Here is a 16288-nt window from a genome sequence, read left to right as displayed (position 1 = left end):
CGCCCTGTGGCAGGGCGCAGTCACGGGACACGAAACCCCTCCGCCCGGTGGGGCGGAGGGGTTTCGTGGACGATCTGCGTGCTCAGCCCGCGATGGCGACGGTCGGCTCGCCACTGGCGACCCCGTCCTTCTCCATCTGCTCGGCGATCTTCAGCGCCTCTTCGATGAGGGTCTCGACGATCTTCGACTCGGGGACGGTCTTGATGACCTCGCCCTTCACGAAGATCTGGCCCTTGCCGTTGCCGGAGGCGACGCCGAGGTCGGCCTCGCGGGCCTCGCCCGGGCCGTTGACGACGCAGCCCATGACGGCGACGCGCAGCGGAACGGTCATGCCGTCGAGGCCGGCGGTGACCTCCTCCGCGAGCTTGTAGACGTCGACCTGGGCGCGGCCGCAGGACGGGCAGGAGACGATCTCCAGGCGCCGCTGGCGCAGGTTCAGCGACTCCAGGATCTGGATGCCGACCTTGATCTCCTCGGCCGGCGGCGCGGAGAGCGAGACGCGGATGGTGTCGCCGATGCCCTGGGAGAGCAGCGCGCCGAACGCGACGGCCGACTTGATGGTGCCCTGGAAGGCCGGGCCCGCCTCGGTGACGCCGAGGTGCAGCGGGTAGTCGGACTGGGCGGCGAGCTGCCGGTAGGCCTCGACCATGATGACCGGGTCGTTGTGCTTGACCGAGATCTTGATGTCGCGGAAGCCGTGCTCCTCGAAGAGGGACGCCTCCCAGAGGGCCGACTCGACGAGCGCCTCGGGGGTGGCCTTGCCGTACTTCTTCAGGAGGCGCGCGTCGAGCGAACCGGCGTTGACGCCGATGCGGATCGGGGTCCCGGCGTCGGAGGCCGCCTTGGCGATCTCCTTGACCTTGTCGTCGAACTGCTTGATGTTGCCGGGGTTGACGCGGACGGCCGCGCAGCCCGCGTCGATCGCCGCGAAGACGTACTTCGGCTGGAAGTGGATGTCCGCGATCACCGGGATCTGCGACTTCCGCGCGATGACCGCGAGGGCGTCGGCGTCGTCCTGGGTGGGGCAGGCCACGCGCACGATCTGGCAGCCGGAGGCCGTCAGCTCGGCGATCTGCTGCAGCGTGGCGCCGATGTCGGACGTGCGGGTCGTGGTCATCGACTGCACGGAGACGGGTGCGTCACCGCCGACGGCCACGCTGCCGACCTGGATCTGGCGGCTCTTGCGCCGCTCGGCGAGCCGGGTCGGGACGGTCGGGATACCGAGAGAAATCGCGGTCATCTTTTGTGCAACCTCAAGGTTGTGCGTCGGCGGGCTCAGGTCTCCGAGGTTACCGCCCCGGGGGCGGAAGGCCGGACACCACCGGGTCCGGCCTCCCTGCGGGCTACGTGATCTTCACCGGGTTGACGATGTCGGCGGCGAGGACGAGCAGCGTGAAGCAGACGAAGACTCCGGCCACCACGTACGCGGCGGGCATCAGCTTCGCCACGTCGAAGGGGCCCGGGTCGGGGCGCTTGAAGATCCGGGCCGTGTGACGGCGTACGGACTCCCACAGGGCGCCCGCGATGTGACCGCCGTCGAGCGGCAGCAGCGGGAGCATGTTGAACAGGAACAGCGAGACGTTGAACATGACGAGCAGGTTCATGAACATCACGAGGATCGTCGTCGGCGGGGCCTCGACGGTCATGAGTTCACCGGTGATCCGGGCCGCGCCGAGGACGCCGACCGGCGAGTCGTCGGCGCGCTCGCCGTCGCCGAAGGTGGCGTCCCAGAGACCGGGGATCTTGCCCGGGAGGGCGATGACCGAGTGGACGCCGTTCTCCAGGAGATCGGACATGCGGTCGGTGGTCTCGACGAAGGTGAGGGGCGCGACCTCGGTCTTGGAGGCGAAGCCGAGGTAGCCGGCGTCGATGTACGTCACCGGCTGGACGACCTTGCCGTCCTCGTCCTTCTTCGGCACCTTGTTGGAGACGAGGGTGGGGTGCAGCTCGACCCGCTCGCCGGCCCGCTCGACGGTGACCGTCGCGGGGCCGATGGTGTCGCGGATGCGGTCGGAGAGGGTGTCCCAGTCGCCCACCGGCGTGCCGTTGAAGGCGACGATCTTGTCGCCGTCCTTCAGGCCGGCCTGGAAGGCCGGGGACACCGGGTCGCTCGCCGCGCACTTCTCGCGCTTCTCGCTCTGCTTGATGACGCACTTCTGGACGCCCGCGACCTGGGTCGTCTGACCCTCGATGCCCAGCGTCATCATCGAGCCGAAGAACAGCGCCGCCGCCAGGACCAGGTTCATGAACGGTCCGGCGAACATCACGATGACGCGCTTCCACGGCTTGCGCGTGTAGAAGAGCCGGGTCTCGTCGCCGTGCTGGAGCTCCTCGTACGAGGCCTCCCGGGCGTCCTCGATCATCGAACGCCAGGGCGAGGTGGAACGGGCCTCGATCTTGCCGTCCTCGCCGGGCGGGAACATGCCGATCATGCGGATGTAGCCGCCGGCGGGGATGGCCTTGATGCCGTACTCGGTCTCGCCCCGCTTCTTCGACCAGATGGTGGGGCCGAAGCCGACCATGTACTGCGGCACGCGGATGCCGAACAGCTTGGCCGTGGAGAGGTGGCCCAGCTCGTGCCAGGCGATGGAGACGAGCAGGCCGAAGGCGAACAGCACGATGCCCAGGGCGTACAGAAGCATTTCGGTCATGCGCGGGCCTCCGCTGTTGCCTTCGCTGCGAGCTCTCGGGCCCGGGCCCGTGCCCAGGTCTCCGCTTCGAGGACGTCCGGCACGGTGAGGGAGGTTCCCGTGGCGGGAACGCCGTGCTCGGTGACGACCGCAGTGACCGTATCCATGATTCCGTTGAACGGCAGCCGTCCCGCGAGAAACGCCTCGACGCACTCCTCGTTCGCGGCGTTGAAGACGGCGGGGGCCGTGCCGCCCAGCTCGCCGACGTGCCGGGCCAGGCCGACCGACGGGAACGCCTCGGTGTCGAGCGGGAAGAACTCCCAGGTGGAGGCCTTGGTCCAGTCGAAGGCGGGGGCCGCGTCCGGGACCCGCTCGGGCCAGCCGATGCCGATGGCGATCGGGCCGCGCATGTCCGGCGGGGTGGCCTGGGCGAGGGTGGAGCCGTCGGTGAACTCCACCATCGAGTGCACGTACGACTGCGGGTGGACGACGACCTCGATGCGGTCGAAGGGGATGTCGTAGAGGAGGTGCGCCTCGATGACCTCCAGGCCCTTGTTGACCAGGGTGGCGCTGTTCACCGTGATCACCGGGCCCATGGCCCAGGTGGGGTGGGCGAGCGCGTCCTCGCGGGTGACGTCGGCGAGCTGTGCGCGCGTACGGCCGCGGAAGGGGCCTCCGGAGGCGGTGACGACCAGCTTGCGGACGTCGGCGCGGGTGCCCGCGGCGAGCGCCTGGAAGAGGGCGGCGTGCTCGGAGTCGACCGGGATGATCTGGCCGGGCTTCGCGAGCGCCTTCACCAGGGGGCCGCCGACGATCAGCGACTCCTTGTTGGCGAGGGCGAGGGTGCGGCCGGCTTCGAGGGCGGCGAGGGTCGGCGCGAGGCCGATGGAGCCGGTGATGCCGTTGAGGACGGTGTGGCACGGCGAGGCGGCGAGCTGGGTGGCGGCGTCGGGGCCCGCCAGGAGCTCGGGCAGCGGCTCGGAGCCGTACAGCGCCTTCAGTGCGTCACGCAGCTCCGGCAGCACCTCCTCGCGGGCCACGGCGACCGCGGCGACCTTCAGCCGGTGCGCCTGCTCGGCGAGCAGCGCGACCCGGCCGCCCGAGGCGGCCAGGGCGGTGACCCGGAAGCGGTCGGGGTTGCGCAGCACCAGGTCGATGGCCTGGGTACCGATGGACCCGGTCGAGCCGAGGACGACGATGTCCCGGCGTCCTTCGGAGACGTCGAAGGCGATATGGGGATCGGCGAGAGGAGAGGGGCGGTCGCTCATGCCCCCCATTCTTGCCGCAAACACTGTGCGGTCTTCACGGGGTGGCGGTCTTACGGGGTGGCGGTCCTCCGGGGTGCGGTCCTCACGCGGTGCGGACGAACGTGTCGAAGACCCGGTGGAAGTCGGGGAACGTCTTCTTCACGCAGCCGGGGTCGTCGAAGGTGATGCCGGGGGTGCGCAGGGCCGTGACCGCGAAGGACATGACGATGCGGTGGTCGCCGTGGGTGGCGATCCCGACCGGTCCGGTGGGCGTGCCGGGGTGGATCTCGATCCAGTCGGGGCCGGTGCGGACGGTGATGCCGAGGCGGCGCAGGTTCTCGGCGCAGGCGTCGAGGCGGTCGCACTCCTTGACCCGGGTGTTGGCGACGTCCTCGATGCGGACCGGACCGTCGGCGAAGGGCGCGATCGCGGCGAGCGTCGGCATGGTGTCGGAGATGTCGCGCATGTTGACCGTGAGGCCACGCAGGGTGCCGGTGGAGCGGACGGTGGTGCCCGTGTCGCCGATCTCGACGTCGGCGCCCATGCGGCGCAGCACGTCGACGAAGGCCAGGTCGCCCTGGAGGGCGCCGGTGCCGAGGCCGGGGACGGTGACGGAGCGGCCGGGTTCGAGGGCGGCGGCCGCGAAGAAGTAGCTGGCGGTGGAGGCGTCGGGCTCGATGTCGTACGTCCGGGCCCGGTAGCCGGTGGGGGCGACCCGGTACGTACGTCCTTCCTGGCGGATCTCGGCGTCGAAGCTCCGCATCATCGCCAGGGTGATCTCGACGTACGGCTCCGAGACCAGGTCGGTGACGGTGATGTCGAGGCCCTCGGCGGTGAGCGGGCCCAGCATGAGCAGGGCCGTCAGGTACTGGGAGGACTGACCGGCGTCGAGGGTGAGCGCGCCGCCCTTCACGCCGTGGGCGTGGACGCTCAACGGGTGGTGCCCCTCCTTGTCACCGTGCCGCAGATCGACACCGAGGGTGCGCAGGGCGGTGGTCAGGGGGGCGAGGGGCCGTCGCCGCATCTGGGCGGAGGCGTCGAAGCGGTAGGTGCCGTGGCCGGCGGCGGCAAGGGTGGGCAGGAAACGGGCGGTGGTGGCGCCGTCGCGGCAGTAGACGTCGGCCGCGTCCGCGCCCGGACCGGCGGGGCGGCCCTCGATGTGCCAGGCGTCGCTCTCGCGGCGGACGGCGTATCCGAGGGTGGTGAGGCCCTCGGCGAAGCCCTCGGTGTCGTCGGAGACGAGGGGCCTGACGAGGGTGGTGGTGCCCTCGGCCGCGGCGGCGAGGAAGAGCGCGCGGGCGGTGACGGACTTGGAGCCGGGGATGTCGATGACGGTCACGCCCCCATCCTGCCGTTCTGTCCCGCCCGGTGGCCCCGCGTTCCGCATGGCGGAACGCGGGGCGGGCCGTTCAGGGGATCCGGCGGTGGACGTTCTCCTGGTCCGAGGGCCCGGGGGTGGCGTCCCCGATCCACGGGCCGTCGTCGCCCGGGTCGACGATGCCCTCCTCCAGCCAGGTGTACCGGCCGGCGAGGACGCCGTCGGCGACCCGCCGGTCGAGGTCGTCGGTGTTGGACCAGAGCCGTCCGAAGAGCTCCTCGGTCCGCAGCCGGGCCTGGTGGCAGAAGGCGTCCGCGAGCTGGTGGGCCTCGCGGCCGTGGCCGCCGGTGGTGCGCAGGAGTTCGGCCCGCACGCAGGCGGCGCTCATCGCGAAGAGTTCGGCGCCGATGTCGACGATCCGGCCGAGGAAGGCCTGCTTGAGCTCCATCCGGCCCTGCCAGCGGGACATCGCGTAGAAGGTGGACCGGGCGAGCTTGCGGGAGGTCCGCTCGACGTACCGGAGGTGCCCCGCGAGCTCGCCGAACTCCCCGTACGAGCCAGGCAGTTGTCCGGGTCCTGTGACGAGTCCGGGCAGCCAGCGGGCGTAGAAGCCGCCGGCCCGCGCGCCGGCCTTCGCCTTGTCGGCGAGCGACTTCCCGGGGTCGATGAGGTCCCCGGCGACGGAGAGGTGGGCGTCGACGGCCTCGCGGGCGATCAGCAGGTGCATGATCTCTGTCGAGCCCTCGAAGATCCGGTTGATCCGCAGATCGCGCAGGACCTGCTCGGCGGGGACGGCGCGTTCGCCTCGGGCCGCGAGCGAGTCGGCGGTCTCGTAGCCGCGGCCGCCCCGGATCTGGACGAGTTCGTCGGCGATGAGCCAGGCCTTCTCGGAGCCGTACAGCTTGGCGAGGGCGGCCTCGATGCGGATGTCGTTGCGGTCCTCGTCGGCCATCTGGGAGGCGAGGTCGACGACCGCCTCCAGGGCGAAGGTGGTGGCCGCGATGAAGGAGATCTTGGTGCCGACGGCCTCGTGCCGGCCGACCGGCCCGCCCCACTGCTCGCGGACGCCCGCCCACTCCCGGGCGATCCTCAGGCACCACTTCCCGGCGCCGGCGCATGCCGCGGGGAGCGAGAGGCGGCCGGTGTTGAGGGTGGTGAGGGCGATCTTGAGGCCGGCGCCCTCGGGGCCGATGCGGTTCCCGGCGGGGACCCGGACGCCGTGGAGGCGGGTGACGCCGTTCTCCAGGCCGCGCAGGCCCATGAAGGCGTTGCGGTGCTCGACGGTGATGCCGGGCGAGTCGGCCTCGACGACGAAGGCGGTGATGCCGCCGGGGTGGCCCGCCGAGGCGGGGACGCGGGCCATGACGACGAGGAGGTCGGCGATGACTCCGTTGGTCGTCCACAGCTTCACGCCGTCGAGGACGTACGCGTCCCCCTCGGGTACGGCCGTGGTGGCCAGCCGCGCCGGGTCGGAGCCGACGTCGGGCTCGGTGAGCAGGAACGCGGAGATGTCCGTACGGGCGAGCCGGGGCAGGAAGGCGTCCTTCTGCTCCTGGGTGCCGAAGAGCTTCAGCGGCTGCGGTACGCCGATCGACTGATGCGCGGAGAGCAGGGCGCCGACGGCGGGGCTCGCGGAGCCGACGAGTGCGAGGGCCCGGTTGTAGTACAGCTGGGTGAGGCCGAGACCGCCGTACGTGCGGTCGATCTTCATCCCGAGCGCGCCGAGCTCCTTCAGCCCGGTGAGCGTCTCGTCGGGGATGCGGGCCTCGCGCTCGATGCGGGCGCCGTCGATCCGGGTCTCGCAGAACGCGCGCAGGGCCGCGAGGAAGGCCTCGCCGCGCCGGACGTCCTCGTCGGCGGGGAGCGGATGGGGGTGGACGAGGTCGAGCCGGAACCGGCCGAGGAAGAGTTCCTTGGCGAAGCTCGGCTTGTGCCAGTCCCGCTCACGTGCGGCCTCGGCGGTCTGCCGGGCCTCGTGTGCGGTGACCTTGGGCCGCTGGGTGGGGGCGGACATGGACACCTCCTCGGTCTCACTGTCCGTCGTACCCGATTTCCGGGGGTCCGGACAGGCGGGAGGAGTCCGGACGGGCGAAAGGAGTCCCGTACAGACGAAAGGCGGCCCGAACCCCCGCACAGTGGGTTCGGACCGCCTGGTCTCGCGGACGTACGCCGTACGCCCCGTGTTCCTAGAGGGCGAGGCCCGTCAGGACGAGGACGCGCTCGTAGGTGTAGTCGTCCATCGCGAACTTGACGCCCTCGCGGCCGACGCCGGAGCGCTTGGCGCCGCCGTACGGCATCTGGTCGGCCCGGTAGGACGGGACGTCGCCGACGATCACGCCGCCGACCTCCAGGGCGCGGTGGGCGCGGAAGGCGGTCTGCAGGTCGCGGGTGAAGACACCGGCCTGGAGGCCGAAGTCGGAGTCGTTGACCGCGGCGAAGGCCTCGGCCTCGCCGTCGACCTTCGTGATGGTCAGGACCGGGCCGAAGACCTCGGCGCGGGCCAGGGTGACGTCCGCAGGAAGCTCGGTGAGCACGGTCGGGGCGTAGGTCGCGCCCTCGCGCTTGCCGCCCACGAGGAGCTTGGCGCCGGCGGCGACGGCCTCGTCCACCCAGGACTCGACGCGCTGGGCGGCGGCCTCGTCGACCAGCGGGCCGACGTCGGTGGCGTCGCTCGACGGGTCACCGGTGACCTGCGCCTCGACGGCGGCGACGATCTTCGGCACCAGACGGTCGTAGACCGAGGCGTCGGCGATCACGCGCTGCACGGAGATGCAGGACTGGCCGCCCTGGTAGTTGGAGAAGGTGGCGATACGGCTCGCCGCCCAGTCCAGGTCGGCCTCGGAGGACCAGTCGGGCAGAACGACGGCCGCGGCGTTGCCGCCGAGCTCCAGGGTGCAGTGCTTGTGCGGCACGGACTCCTGGATGGCGTAGCCGACCTTGTCCGAACCGGTGAAGGAGATGACCGGGAGGCGCTCGTCCTTGACGAGGGCGGGCATCCGGTCGTTCGGCACGGTCAGGATCGACCAGGAGCCGGCCGGCAGCTCGGTCTCGGCCAGGATCTCGCCCAGGATCAGGGAGGAGATCGGGGTCGACGGGGCCGGCTTGAGGATGATCGGGGCGCCGACGGCGATGGCCGGGGCGACCTTGTGGGCGCTGAGGTTCAGCGGGAAGTTGAACGGCGCGATGCCGAGGACGACGCCCTTGGGGATACGGCGGGTCAGGGCGAGACGACCCGCGCCGCCGGCTTCGGTGTCCAGGCGCTGGGCCTCGCCGGCGTTCCAGCGGCGGGCCTCCTCGGCGGCGAAACGGAACACGGAGACGGCACGGCCGACCTCGCCGCGGGCCCACTTGATGGGCTTGCCGTTCTCGGCGGAGATCACCAGGGCGATCTCCTCGGTGCGCTCGGCCAGCCGCTTCGACACGTGGTCGAGGGCTGCGGCGCGGACGTGCGCCGGGGTCGCGGCGAACTCGTCGACGACGGCGTGCGCGGCGGCCACGGCCTCCTCGACCTGGGCCTCGGTGGGCACGCTGACCTTGCCGACCAGACGTCCGTCGAAGGAGTTCGTGACGTCGAAGGTGGCCTCGCCGGTGGCCTCGCGGCCGGCGAGCCAGAAGGCGTGGGTGGTCGTCATTGCGTCCCGGCCCTTTCCGTATCGGGGGGTGCGAGCGATTGCTCTCGTGACACGTTAGGGCCGAGGCGGCGAACGTGGGCTTGTCCGGTGTGGAGTGATGGGCCCGGATCCCTGTCCGAATTGGCCGAAGCGGGGACGTCGCTTCGGGCAGCGGGGACGTTGCCTCGGACAGCGGGGACGTCGCCTCGGATCAGGAGGCGCCGGCCCCGTCGGTCACCCGCGCTCGTACGCCGAGAAAGGTTGCGCACCCGACCGTACGGCGATGACCAGACCCCGGTGGGTGAGCAGGTCCGCGAGCTCGCCCTGCTTCTTGTCCACATCGGCGTCGAAGGTGCGCCGGTCCTGTTCGTCGCCCGTGGCGGCGTCGAGGACGAACAGCTCCTCCAGGCCGTCGTTCCTGGAGCCGCGGTCGGCGAGGGCCGTCACCCGGCCGCCCGTCGCGTCGAGCGCGAGGAGCTTGCTCGTCGCGGGCACCATCTCCCGCCAGACCTCGTGGCCGGTCGCGAGGTCGAAGGTGACCACCCGGTCCCGGTACTGCCTGCCGTCCTTGCCCTCGGCGACGGCGTGGAGCCGCCCGTCGGCGACGGCCACCTGGGCCGGTTTGTGCGTCGGGATCGTGCCGTGGTCGCCGGTGGCCTCGATCCGGCCCAGGGCACGGCCGTCCTCGCCGAAGGCGAGGTAGGCGCCCGCCGAGCCGTGCACCGTTCCGCCCACCTGCACCACCAGTGGGTCGGCGGACAGCAGCGTGACGTCCGCGTCCGTGCCGGGGGTCGGCCGGCCCCCGAGGGGCACGGTCCACCGCTCCTTGCCGTCGGCCGGGGCGAAGGCCGCGAGCTTCAGTTCGGTGCGGTCGCAGGCGAGCACGGCGACGACCTGCCGTTCGGCGGCGGCGACCCGCTCGGGCACGCAGCCGTGCGGAACCGCGGCCTTCCAGCGCGGGGCGCCCGTCCGCAGGTCGAAGGCGCGCAGGGCCTCCGACCCGGGCAGGACACGCCGTTTCTCGTACGTCCGGTACGCCCAGTCGTCGTAGCCGTCGCGGAGGACGGCGAGCCCGCCGCCGGTGGCCACGAGGTCGGTGAGCGAGTCGGTCCGGTCGGCCGGGGTGCGGCGGGTGTGCCAGAGTTCGCGGCCGTTCGTGAGGTCGAGCGCGGCGACGGTGGCACAGCCCCCGCCCGGCCCCACCGCCCCGCGGGCGATCAGGACGACGGAGCGGTCCGCGCGGCGGCTGACGGCACAGACGGCCTCCCGGCCGGGCGGGACGTACTCCCAGCGCTGCTTCCCCGACCCGGCGTCGAAGGCGGTGACCGCGTCGTACCGGCTGCGGACGACGGTGTCGCCGACGAGCCAGTCGCCGTTGCCGTACTCCCTGGCGCTGTCGTCGAACGGGACGTCCCAGGCGAGCCGCATGGAGCCGCCCGGCAGCAGGCCCCCCGAGGAGGCGGAGCAGGCGCTGGCGAGCCCGAGCACGACGAGGAGCAGACCGCCGATCCCGAGCACGGGGCCGAGCCGCCCCGATCTCCGGCGGCCGTTCCCGCCGCTGTCGGTCGTGCGCACTGCCATACGGATCCCCACCCCTGGCTCGAAACGTCGAAGGACCCGAGCCTAGACGGCAGTTGATCAGCCGCGCCGCTCGGTCGAGACGATCAGACAGACTCCGCCGACGACGATCGCGCCGCCGAGGACGATGGGCCACGACAGGGCCTCGTTCAGGACCAGGGCGCCGAGGGCCACCGCGACGACGGGGTTCACGTACGCGTAGGTGGCGACGAGCGAGAGGGGTGCGGCCTGGAGGAGCCAGGCGTACGCGGTGAAGGCGATCAGCGAGCCGAAGACGATCAGATAGGCGAGCGCGGCCCAGGAGCGGGTCGAGATGTCGGCCAGGTCGAGGCCGTGCTGCTCGCCCCGCACCAGGCCGAGGGCGAGGCCGCCGACGCCGCCCGCGATCATCTCGTACGCACTGGCCGTGAAGGGGTTCGCGGGCATCGGGAGGCGCGCGGAGGAGAACGACCCGACGGACCACAGCAGGGTCGCGACCACGACGAGGACGACCCCGGCGACCTTCACGTCACCGCTGAGCCCGGGCAGGGTGAGCACGGCGAGCCCCGCGAGGCCCAGGAGTACTCCGGCGAGCCCGCTGACGGTCGGCCGCTGACCGGTGGCGGCCTTGAGGACCACGACCCAGGCCGGGACGACGGAGATGAGCAGGGCGGCCAGACCGGAGGGGATGGAGGTCTCGGCGAGGACGACGAGGCCGTTGCCGCCGAGGATCAGGAGCAGGCCGACGAGCACGGCCGAACCGAGCTGCCGGCGGGTGACCTTGAGGGCCGCGGGGCCCTGGCGCCAGGCGATGATCCCGGCCAGGAGCAGACCGGCGGTGACGAAGCGGGTGCCGGCGGAGAGGAACGGCGGCATCGTCTCGACGGCGATCCGGATGCCGAGGTAGGTGGATCCCCACACGACGTACACGATGCCGAGCGCGGCCCAGACGGCCCCGGTGATCCGGCGGGTGGGGACGGCGGGGGTGGTGGCGGGGGTACGGAGCTCGGAGGCGGCCTGGGGCGCCTCGGGGGCCGGATCGACGGCGGGGCTTGTCATGAGCAGGAGAGTAGGGAGTCAGAGGCCCGATGACCAAGAAAATTGCCCGCATTCGGGCAGGCGGGAGCGGATATACGGAGGCGTGAAGACCGTTCCCGGGGAATGGCAGGATGTCCGGACCCACCGCGGAAGCGGTGGAGGGAGACGACATACAGGGGGACTCGCATGATGGTGCTCGCTTTGACCGGCGTCCTGGTGCTCGCCGTCGGAGGCTGCGTCTGCGTGGTGTGGGCCGCCCGTGGCGGGCCCCGATGGGTGCGGGCGATCGCCGCCGTGACCCTGGCGATCGGGAGCGTGCTGCGCGGCACCAACCGACGGCGGAGCGTGGGGAGCGGCGGGGGCGACAGCTGGGACAACGGGGGCGGCGGGGGCGGCGGCGACTAGGGGGTGTCTTGTCGATCAGGGACGGACAGCCCCTGGGAGACAGCGGGGGCGACAACCCGGGACGCAGCCGCGCGGCCCCGCCGCCGAGGCGGCGCCACCAGGGAGGCGGACGACCACCCGCCCTACTCCCCGGCGCCCTCCCCCGTCGCCTTCAGCGCCAGCCACAGCTCCATCCGTACGTCCGGGTCGTCGAGCGAGCGGCCGAGGATCTCCTCCACCCGCCGCATCCGGTAGCGCAGGGTGTGCCGGTGGACGCCCAGGTCGGCCGCCGCCGCGTCCCACTGGCCGTGCCGGGAGAGCCACGCCCGCAGGGAGGCGACCAGGTCGCCGCGGCCCGTCGCGTCGTGGTCCCGGAGCGCGCGGAGCATCCCGTCGGCGAAGGCGCGGACGGCGTCGTCGGCGAGGAGCGGGAGGACCGAGCCCGCCGCCAGGTCCTCGTGCTCGACCAGCGCCTTCCCCCGCCGCCTCGCCACCGAGAGCGCCTGTTCGGCCTGCTTGTAGGCCGCGGCGGCCAGGATCGGGCCGGCCGGGGCCGAGAGCCCGATGGTCACGCCGGCGTCCTCCGCGTCCCGCTCCGCGTACGCCTCGCAGGCGGCGACGACCGCGCCGCCGTCCCCGGCGAGGACGACCAGCCGCTGCTCGCTCTCGGGGACGGTGAGCACCGCCTCGCCCGCGCGTGCGGCCGCCGCCTCCAGGGCCTCGGCGAGCACCGGCAGCGCCGGTTCGCCGGTCGGGTCGCCCCCGGCGGGTTCCGCGACGAGGAGCCGGAAGGGGGCGTCGAGCAGCCCGCCGTACACATCACCGGCCACCGCGCGCGCGTGGTCCGGCTGACCCGCGAGCATCATCTTCAGGACCGCGGCGCCGAGCCGCTGTTCGGCCGCCTGGAGCGAACGCGAACGCTCCGTCGTGAGGGTGAGCAGGGCGATCGCCGAGTGCACCGCGTACCGCTCGGCCGTCCCGAGCGGCGCGCCCGTACCGACCGCGAGGGCGCCCCGGACGCGGCGACCGGTGCCGAGCGACTGGAGTTCGACGCGGTCGTCCGTACCGCCGACGACGGCGCTGGCGGGCGCGGGCCGGTCGCGCAGCCGCTCGACGTCGGGGGTGAGGCGGGCGGCCCGGCGCGCCGCCCAGTCGGGCGAGACGGCGACGACGGTGCCGGAGGTGTCGTAGAGCGCGGCCCAGCCGTCGACGTGCGCGGCGAGCCGGGCGACGACGGCCTCGGGGCCTTCGGCGAGAGCGGCGCGGGTCAGCTCGCGCTGCGCCTCGAAGCCTGCGGTGACGGCCCGGTACTGGTCGGCGGAGATGGCCGCCGAAACGGCCTTGCTGATGGCGAGGAACGGGGTCCGGCGCGGTACTTCGAGGAGGGGCAGATGCTCGTCGCGGGCCGCGTCGAGCAGGGCCGACGGAATCTCCTCGTAGTTGACGCCCACGGCGAAGCCGAGCCCGACGACCCCCGCGCCGAGCAGCCGCCGCACGTAGCGGCGCATCGCCTCCAGGTTCTCCGCGTCGAGGGTGAGCGCGGTGGTGAGGAGGAGTTCGCCGCCCTCCATGTACGGGACGGGGTCGGCGAGCTCGCTGACGTGCGCCCAGCGAACAGGCGTGTCCAGGCGGTCCTCACCGGCCCGGACGACGAGCTTCAGGGAGGAGTGCTGGACGAGCGAGGCGAGGGTGGGCGGCATTGGGGACCGTCGGACCTTTGAGCGAGGGGGCGCCGCTCAGCCGAGCGGCGCCCCCGATTGTGCCAGGGCACGCCGATGCCCGCTCAGCCGCGCGGACCGACCGGGAGCCGGCCCGCCGCGTCAGCCGCGCGGACCGACCGGGAGCCGGCCCGCCGCGTCAGCCGCGCGGACCGACCGGGACCCGCCGCGTCGGTCGCCCGGACCGACCGGGACCAGCCCGCTCAGCCGCGCAGCTCCACGAGCAGCGGCGGGGTGTGCTCGCCGCGCACATGGGTGAGGGAGAGGACGGCGTGCCCCGGCGGAACGGCGTGGGCGAGGTCGGAGGCCGACCAGCGCTGCCGCTCCACCTCTCGTACGGTGACGGCCTCGGTGGTCACGGCCTTGCCGGTGACGAGTTTGCGCAGCGCGTGGAAGGCCCGGGTCATCGGCTGATCGGCGAAGACGGTGTGGTGGGCGACCTCCGTGGTCTCCACGCGTTCGGTGCCCCACGCCTCGGCGAAGGCCCGGCCGTCCCAGGTGGGCAGGCCGGAGAACGCCATCCGGCAGCCGACCACCGCGAGCAGCGGCCCGTGGAGCGTCTCGGGGACTTCCGCGAGGGTACGGAGGGCGAGGACGACGGCCGCCTTCTGCGGGCGCAGCCGCTGGAGGGCCCGTACGGTCCCGGGGGTGAGCGCGCTGGCCGCGTCGTCGAGCACCAGAAAGGCGGTGTGCCCGCGCCCTGAGCGGTCGCGGGTGACGGACTGGAACTGGGCGAGGAGCAGCCGGTTCAGCAGCCGCGCGGCCTCCTCGTGTCCGCCCTCCGGCAGGCTGATCCGCACCCGCATCGGGTGCTGGGCGACGGCCGCCAGGGAGAAGGGCCGCACCTCCCGGCCGCCGCCGAAGAACTCGGCGAAGACGGGCCGGTCGAGGGCGGCGAGCCGGTCGGCGAGCACGGGACCCAGGTCGGTCGCCGTGCCGACCTGGCGCATCCGGGAGTCCAGCTCGCGGCGCATGGCCTGCGCGCCGTCGGCGGGCAGCAGGTCGAGCAGGGCCCGGAGGGTCTCGGAGCGGGCTTCGAGCAGCTCCCGCAGGACCGGAACGAGCGGGAAGTGTCCGTACGCGGTCCGGTACGGGCCGATGAGCTGCGCGAGGACGGTGGCGGCGCGCCGGGTCTCCACCCCCTCCAGGTCGCCGACGAGCCCCTCGGCGAGGAAGGCGGCGGCCTCGTCCGGGTCGGTGGACCCGGCGTACAGGTCGAGGTCGTAGCGGGAGCCGGGGTCGCCGAGCCGGACCACGACGTCGTACGCCTCGTCGGCACCGAGCGGGGCCGAGGCGCCGCCCACGGCGACGACCGCGCAGGTGCCGGTGAGCGCCTGGAGGGTGAGGGCCTCGACGACGGGGGCGACGAGGGCGCGGGTCTTGCCGGCGCCGGAGGGCCCGACCGCGAGGAGGGAGGTGCCGAGGAGTCCGGGATCGAGTGCCAGCCCGGCGCCGTGGTACGCGGGCGGGGTCCGCTCGGCGGACGCGTACCGGCCGATCCGGACCTGGTCCACGAGCAGGTCGTGGGTGGCCGAGCGGTGGGGCAGGTCGCGGTCGCCGGACGGGTGGGCGCCCGCGGCCGCGCCCTGGTCGGTCAGCGCCCTGACGAGGGCGGCGCGGCGTCCGGCGTCCCGGTCGGTGTCCCGCCAGGCGCGGCGGACGCGGGCGCAGTCGACGTCGTTCATCCGGCCGGTGGCCAGTTCGCCGACGAGCAGCTCGGCGGCCCGGTGCTGGCCCGCGTCCCGCAGTTCGGGCCACTGGGAGCGGGGGACGCCCGATGCGGCGTCGGGGGCCGGGGCGGTGGCGCCGGCGGCGGAGCGGGCGCGCCAGGCACGGAAGAGGCTGTTCCACTCGCCGACGCGGGCGAAGGGCCACACCACGAGCGCGGTGATGAGCGCGTACAGCGGATAGACGAGGAACGGGGATTCGAGGACGTCGTAGCCGCCGCCGACGAGGGAGACGAGGGAGAGGACGGGCAGGGCGACGGGAAGCGGGTCCCAGCCGAGCCCGAAGGCCTCCGGCCAGACGAACGCCAGGGCGATCAGGGCGCCGGCGCCCGCGAGCGCGGCGCGGACGGGCGCGCGGAACCGGCCGAGGTAATGGCGGACGATCTTGCCCCAGGATCCGAGCGCGGCGATCGCGCAGAGGAGCCCGACGAAGACGACACCGCCGAAGACGTTGTGCGCGGCGAGCCCGTGCCAGTCCCGTGGCGCGGTGGTGCCGTGGTACCACCAGTCGCCGGGGGTGAGGGTCTGGAGCACGACGTACATGTACGGGAGCGTGCCGCGGCGGTAGGCCGACCAGATGAGCAGGCCGACGGCGACCGGGATCAGCATCCCGACGACGGTGGCGGGTGCGAGCCGCGCGGGCCCGCCGGGCGGCGGCGGGACGTGCCGGAACCGCCAGATGCCGAGACCGGCCTTGGGCCGCGGGGCGTCCAGCCAGTCGACGACGGGGTGGCGCACGCCGGGGGCGCCGTCGGGCCGCGGCGGGGCGGCCGGCATCGTCGGCGTATGGGCCGGGACGGGCGGCACGGGCGGGAGGCCGGTGGCCGACGGACCGGGTGAAGGTGAACCGGTGGCCGACGAACCGGCCGACGGTGAACCGGTGGCCGACGGACCGGGCAACGGCGGACCCGCGGGGCGCGGCACCGGCGGGGGGACCCGTCGCTGTGGGGGTGGTGCCGCACCGCCGAACGGGTCGCGCGACTCGTACGTGCCGTCGGTCTCCATGAACCCCTGCCCCCTGACCAGCCAGGTCGCCGTCTCTGTGCCACCGTCAATCT

11 protein-coding genes are annotated in these 16288 nt (G+C 73.2%); 1 reads left to right on the top strand and 10 read right to left on the bottom strand.

The features are described 5' to 3' along the window. Positions 1-82 precede the first annotated feature (82 nt). The 8 genes from ispG to OG462_RS31200 all read right to left on the bottom strand — a co-directional run bounded on the left by ispG (position 83) and on the right by OG462_RS31200 (position 11422). Positions 83-1240 carry a flavodoxin-dependent (E)-4-hydroxy-3-methylbut-2-enyl-diphosphate synthase gene (gene ispG, locus OG462_RS31235; RefSeq protein WP_406062692.1) on the bottom strand — a complete coding sequence of 386 codons (1158 nt, stop codon included), beginning with the start codon at positions 1238-1240 and terminating at the stop codon, positions 83-85. 103 nt (positions 1241-1343) lie between these two features. Beyond that, the gene (locus OG462_RS31230) at positions 1344-2651 is read right to left on the bottom strand and encodes a M50 family metallopeptidase (RefSeq protein ID WP_406062690.1); all 1308 of its coding nucleotides are present in this window, start codon (positions 2649-2651) and stop codon (positions 1344-1346) included. Beyond that, positions 2648-3898 carry a 1-deoxy-D-xylulose-5-phosphate reductoisomerase gene (gene dxr / locus OG462_RS31225; protein WP_406062688.1) on the bottom strand — a complete coding sequence of 417 codons (1251 nt, stop codon included), beginning with the start codon at positions 3896-3898 and terminating at the stop codon, positions 2648-2650. The genes OG462_RS31230 and dxr overlap by 4 nt, the downstream gene beginning before the upstream one ends. 82 nt (positions 3899-3980) lie before the next feature. After that, positions 3981-5216, bottom strand: a complete 1236-nt coding sequence (gene aroA, locus OG462_RS31220) for a 3-phosphoshikimate 1-carboxyvinyltransferase (RefSeq protein ID WP_406062686.1) — start codon at positions 5214-5216, stop codon at positions 3981-3983. 70 nt (positions 5217-5286) lie between these two features. After that, complete coding sequence (locus tag OG462_RS31215) at positions 5287-7209, bottom strand: acyl-CoA dehydrogenase family protein (protein WP_406062684.1); 1923 nt, start codon at positions 7207-7209, stop codon at positions 5287-5289. Positions 7210-7381: 172 nt separating this feature from the next. After that, positions 7382-8827 (bottom strand): aldehyde dehydrogenase family protein, encoded by a 1446-nt coding sequence (locus OG462_RS31210; protein WP_406062682.1) that lies wholly within the window; start codon positions 8825-8827, stop codon positions 7382-7384. 213 nt (positions 8828-9040) lie between these two features. Further along, positions 9041-10387, bottom strand: coding sequence for a PQQ-binding-like beta-propeller repeat protein (locus OG462_RS31205; RefSeq protein ID WP_406062680.1), 1347 nt, complete (start codon positions 10385-10387; stop codon positions 9041-9043). Positions 10388-10444: 57 nt separating this feature from the next. Continuing rightward, complete coding sequence (locus tag OG462_RS31200; RefSeq protein WP_406062678.1) at positions 10445-11422, bottom strand: EamA family transporter; 978 nt, start codon at positions 11420-11422, stop codon at positions 10445-10447. A 165-nt stretch (positions 11423-11587) separates the two neighbouring features. Between OG462_RS31200 and OG462_RS31195 the strand changes: the two genes are divergently transcribed. Next, positions 11588-11806, top strand: coding sequence for a hypothetical protein (locus OG462_RS31195; protein WP_406062676.1), 219 nt, complete (start codon positions 11588-11590; stop codon positions 11804-11806). Positions 11807-11928: 122 nt separating this feature from the next. Here OG462_RS31195 and OG462_RS31190 read toward each other — a convergent pair whose 3' ends face one another. Together OG462_RS31190 and OG462_RS31185 are read right to left on the bottom strand one after the other, a co-directional pair. Next, positions 11929-13485, bottom strand: coding sequence for a PucR family transcriptional regulator (locus OG462_RS31190; protein ID WP_406062675.1), 1557 nt, complete (start codon positions 13483-13485; stop codon positions 11929-11931). A gap of 221 nt (positions 13486-13706) precedes the next feature. Beyond that, positions 13707-16235 carry an ATP/GTP-binding protein gene (locus OG462_RS31185; RefSeq protein WP_406062673.1) on the bottom strand — a complete coding sequence of 843 codons (2529 nt, stop codon included), beginning with the start codon at positions 16233-16235 and terminating at the stop codon, positions 13707-13709. Between the last annotated feature and the right edge of the window lie 53 nt (positions 16236-16288).

Origin of the sequence: Streptomyces sp. NBC_01077 (genome assembly GCF_045162855.1) — a bacterium.
Classification (GTDB): Bacteria; Actinomycetota; Actinomycetes; order Streptomycetales; family Streptomycetaceae; genus Streptomyces.
The sequence above is the reverse complement of the archived record's forward strand: the minus strand, read 5'-3'. Positions and strand labels throughout refer to the sequence as shown.

Excerpts from the sequence above, each read along its gene's own strand:
- OG462_RS31215 (WP_406062684.1), bottom strand. The coding sequence starts at position 7,209 with ATGTCCGCCCCCACCCAGCGGCCCAAGGTCACCGCACACGAGGCCCGG.
- OG462_RS31230 (WP_406062690.1), bottom strand. The coding sequence starts at position 2,651 with ATGACCGAAATGCTTCTGTACGCCCTGGGCATCGTGCTGTTCGCCTTC.
- dxr (WP_406062688.1), bottom strand. The coding sequence starts at position 3,898 with ATGAGCGACCGCCCCTCTCCTCTCGCCGATCCCCATATCGCCTTCGAC.
- OG462_RS31195 (WP_406062676.1), top strand. The coding sequence starts at position 11,588 with ATGATGGTGCTCGCTTTGACCGGCGTCCTGGTGCTCGCCGTCGGAGGC.
- OG462_RS31200 (WP_406062678.1), bottom strand. The coding sequence starts at position 11,422 with ATGACAAGCCCCGCCGTCGATCCGGCCCCCGAGGCGCCCCAGGCCGCC.
- OG462_RS31205 (WP_406062680.1), bottom strand. The coding sequence starts at position 10,387 with ATGGCAGTGCGCACGACCGACAGCGGCGGGAACGGCCGCCGGAGATCG.
- OG462_RS31210 (WP_406062682.1), bottom strand. The coding sequence starts at position 8,827 with ATGACGACCACCCACGCCTTCTGGCTCGCCGGCCGCGAGGCCACCGGC.
- OG462_RS31185 (WP_406062673.1), bottom strand. The coding sequence starts at position 16,235 with ATGGAGACCGACGGCACGTACGAGTCGCGCGACCCGTTCGGCGGTGCG.
- ispG (WP_406062692.1), bottom strand. The coding sequence starts at position 1,240 with ATGACCGCGATTTCTCTCGGTATCCCGACCGTCCCGACCCGGCTCGCC.
- OG462_RS31190 (WP_406062675.1), bottom strand. The coding sequence starts at position 13,485 with ATGCCGCCCACCCTCGCCTCGCTCGTCCAGCACTCCTCCCTGAAGCTC.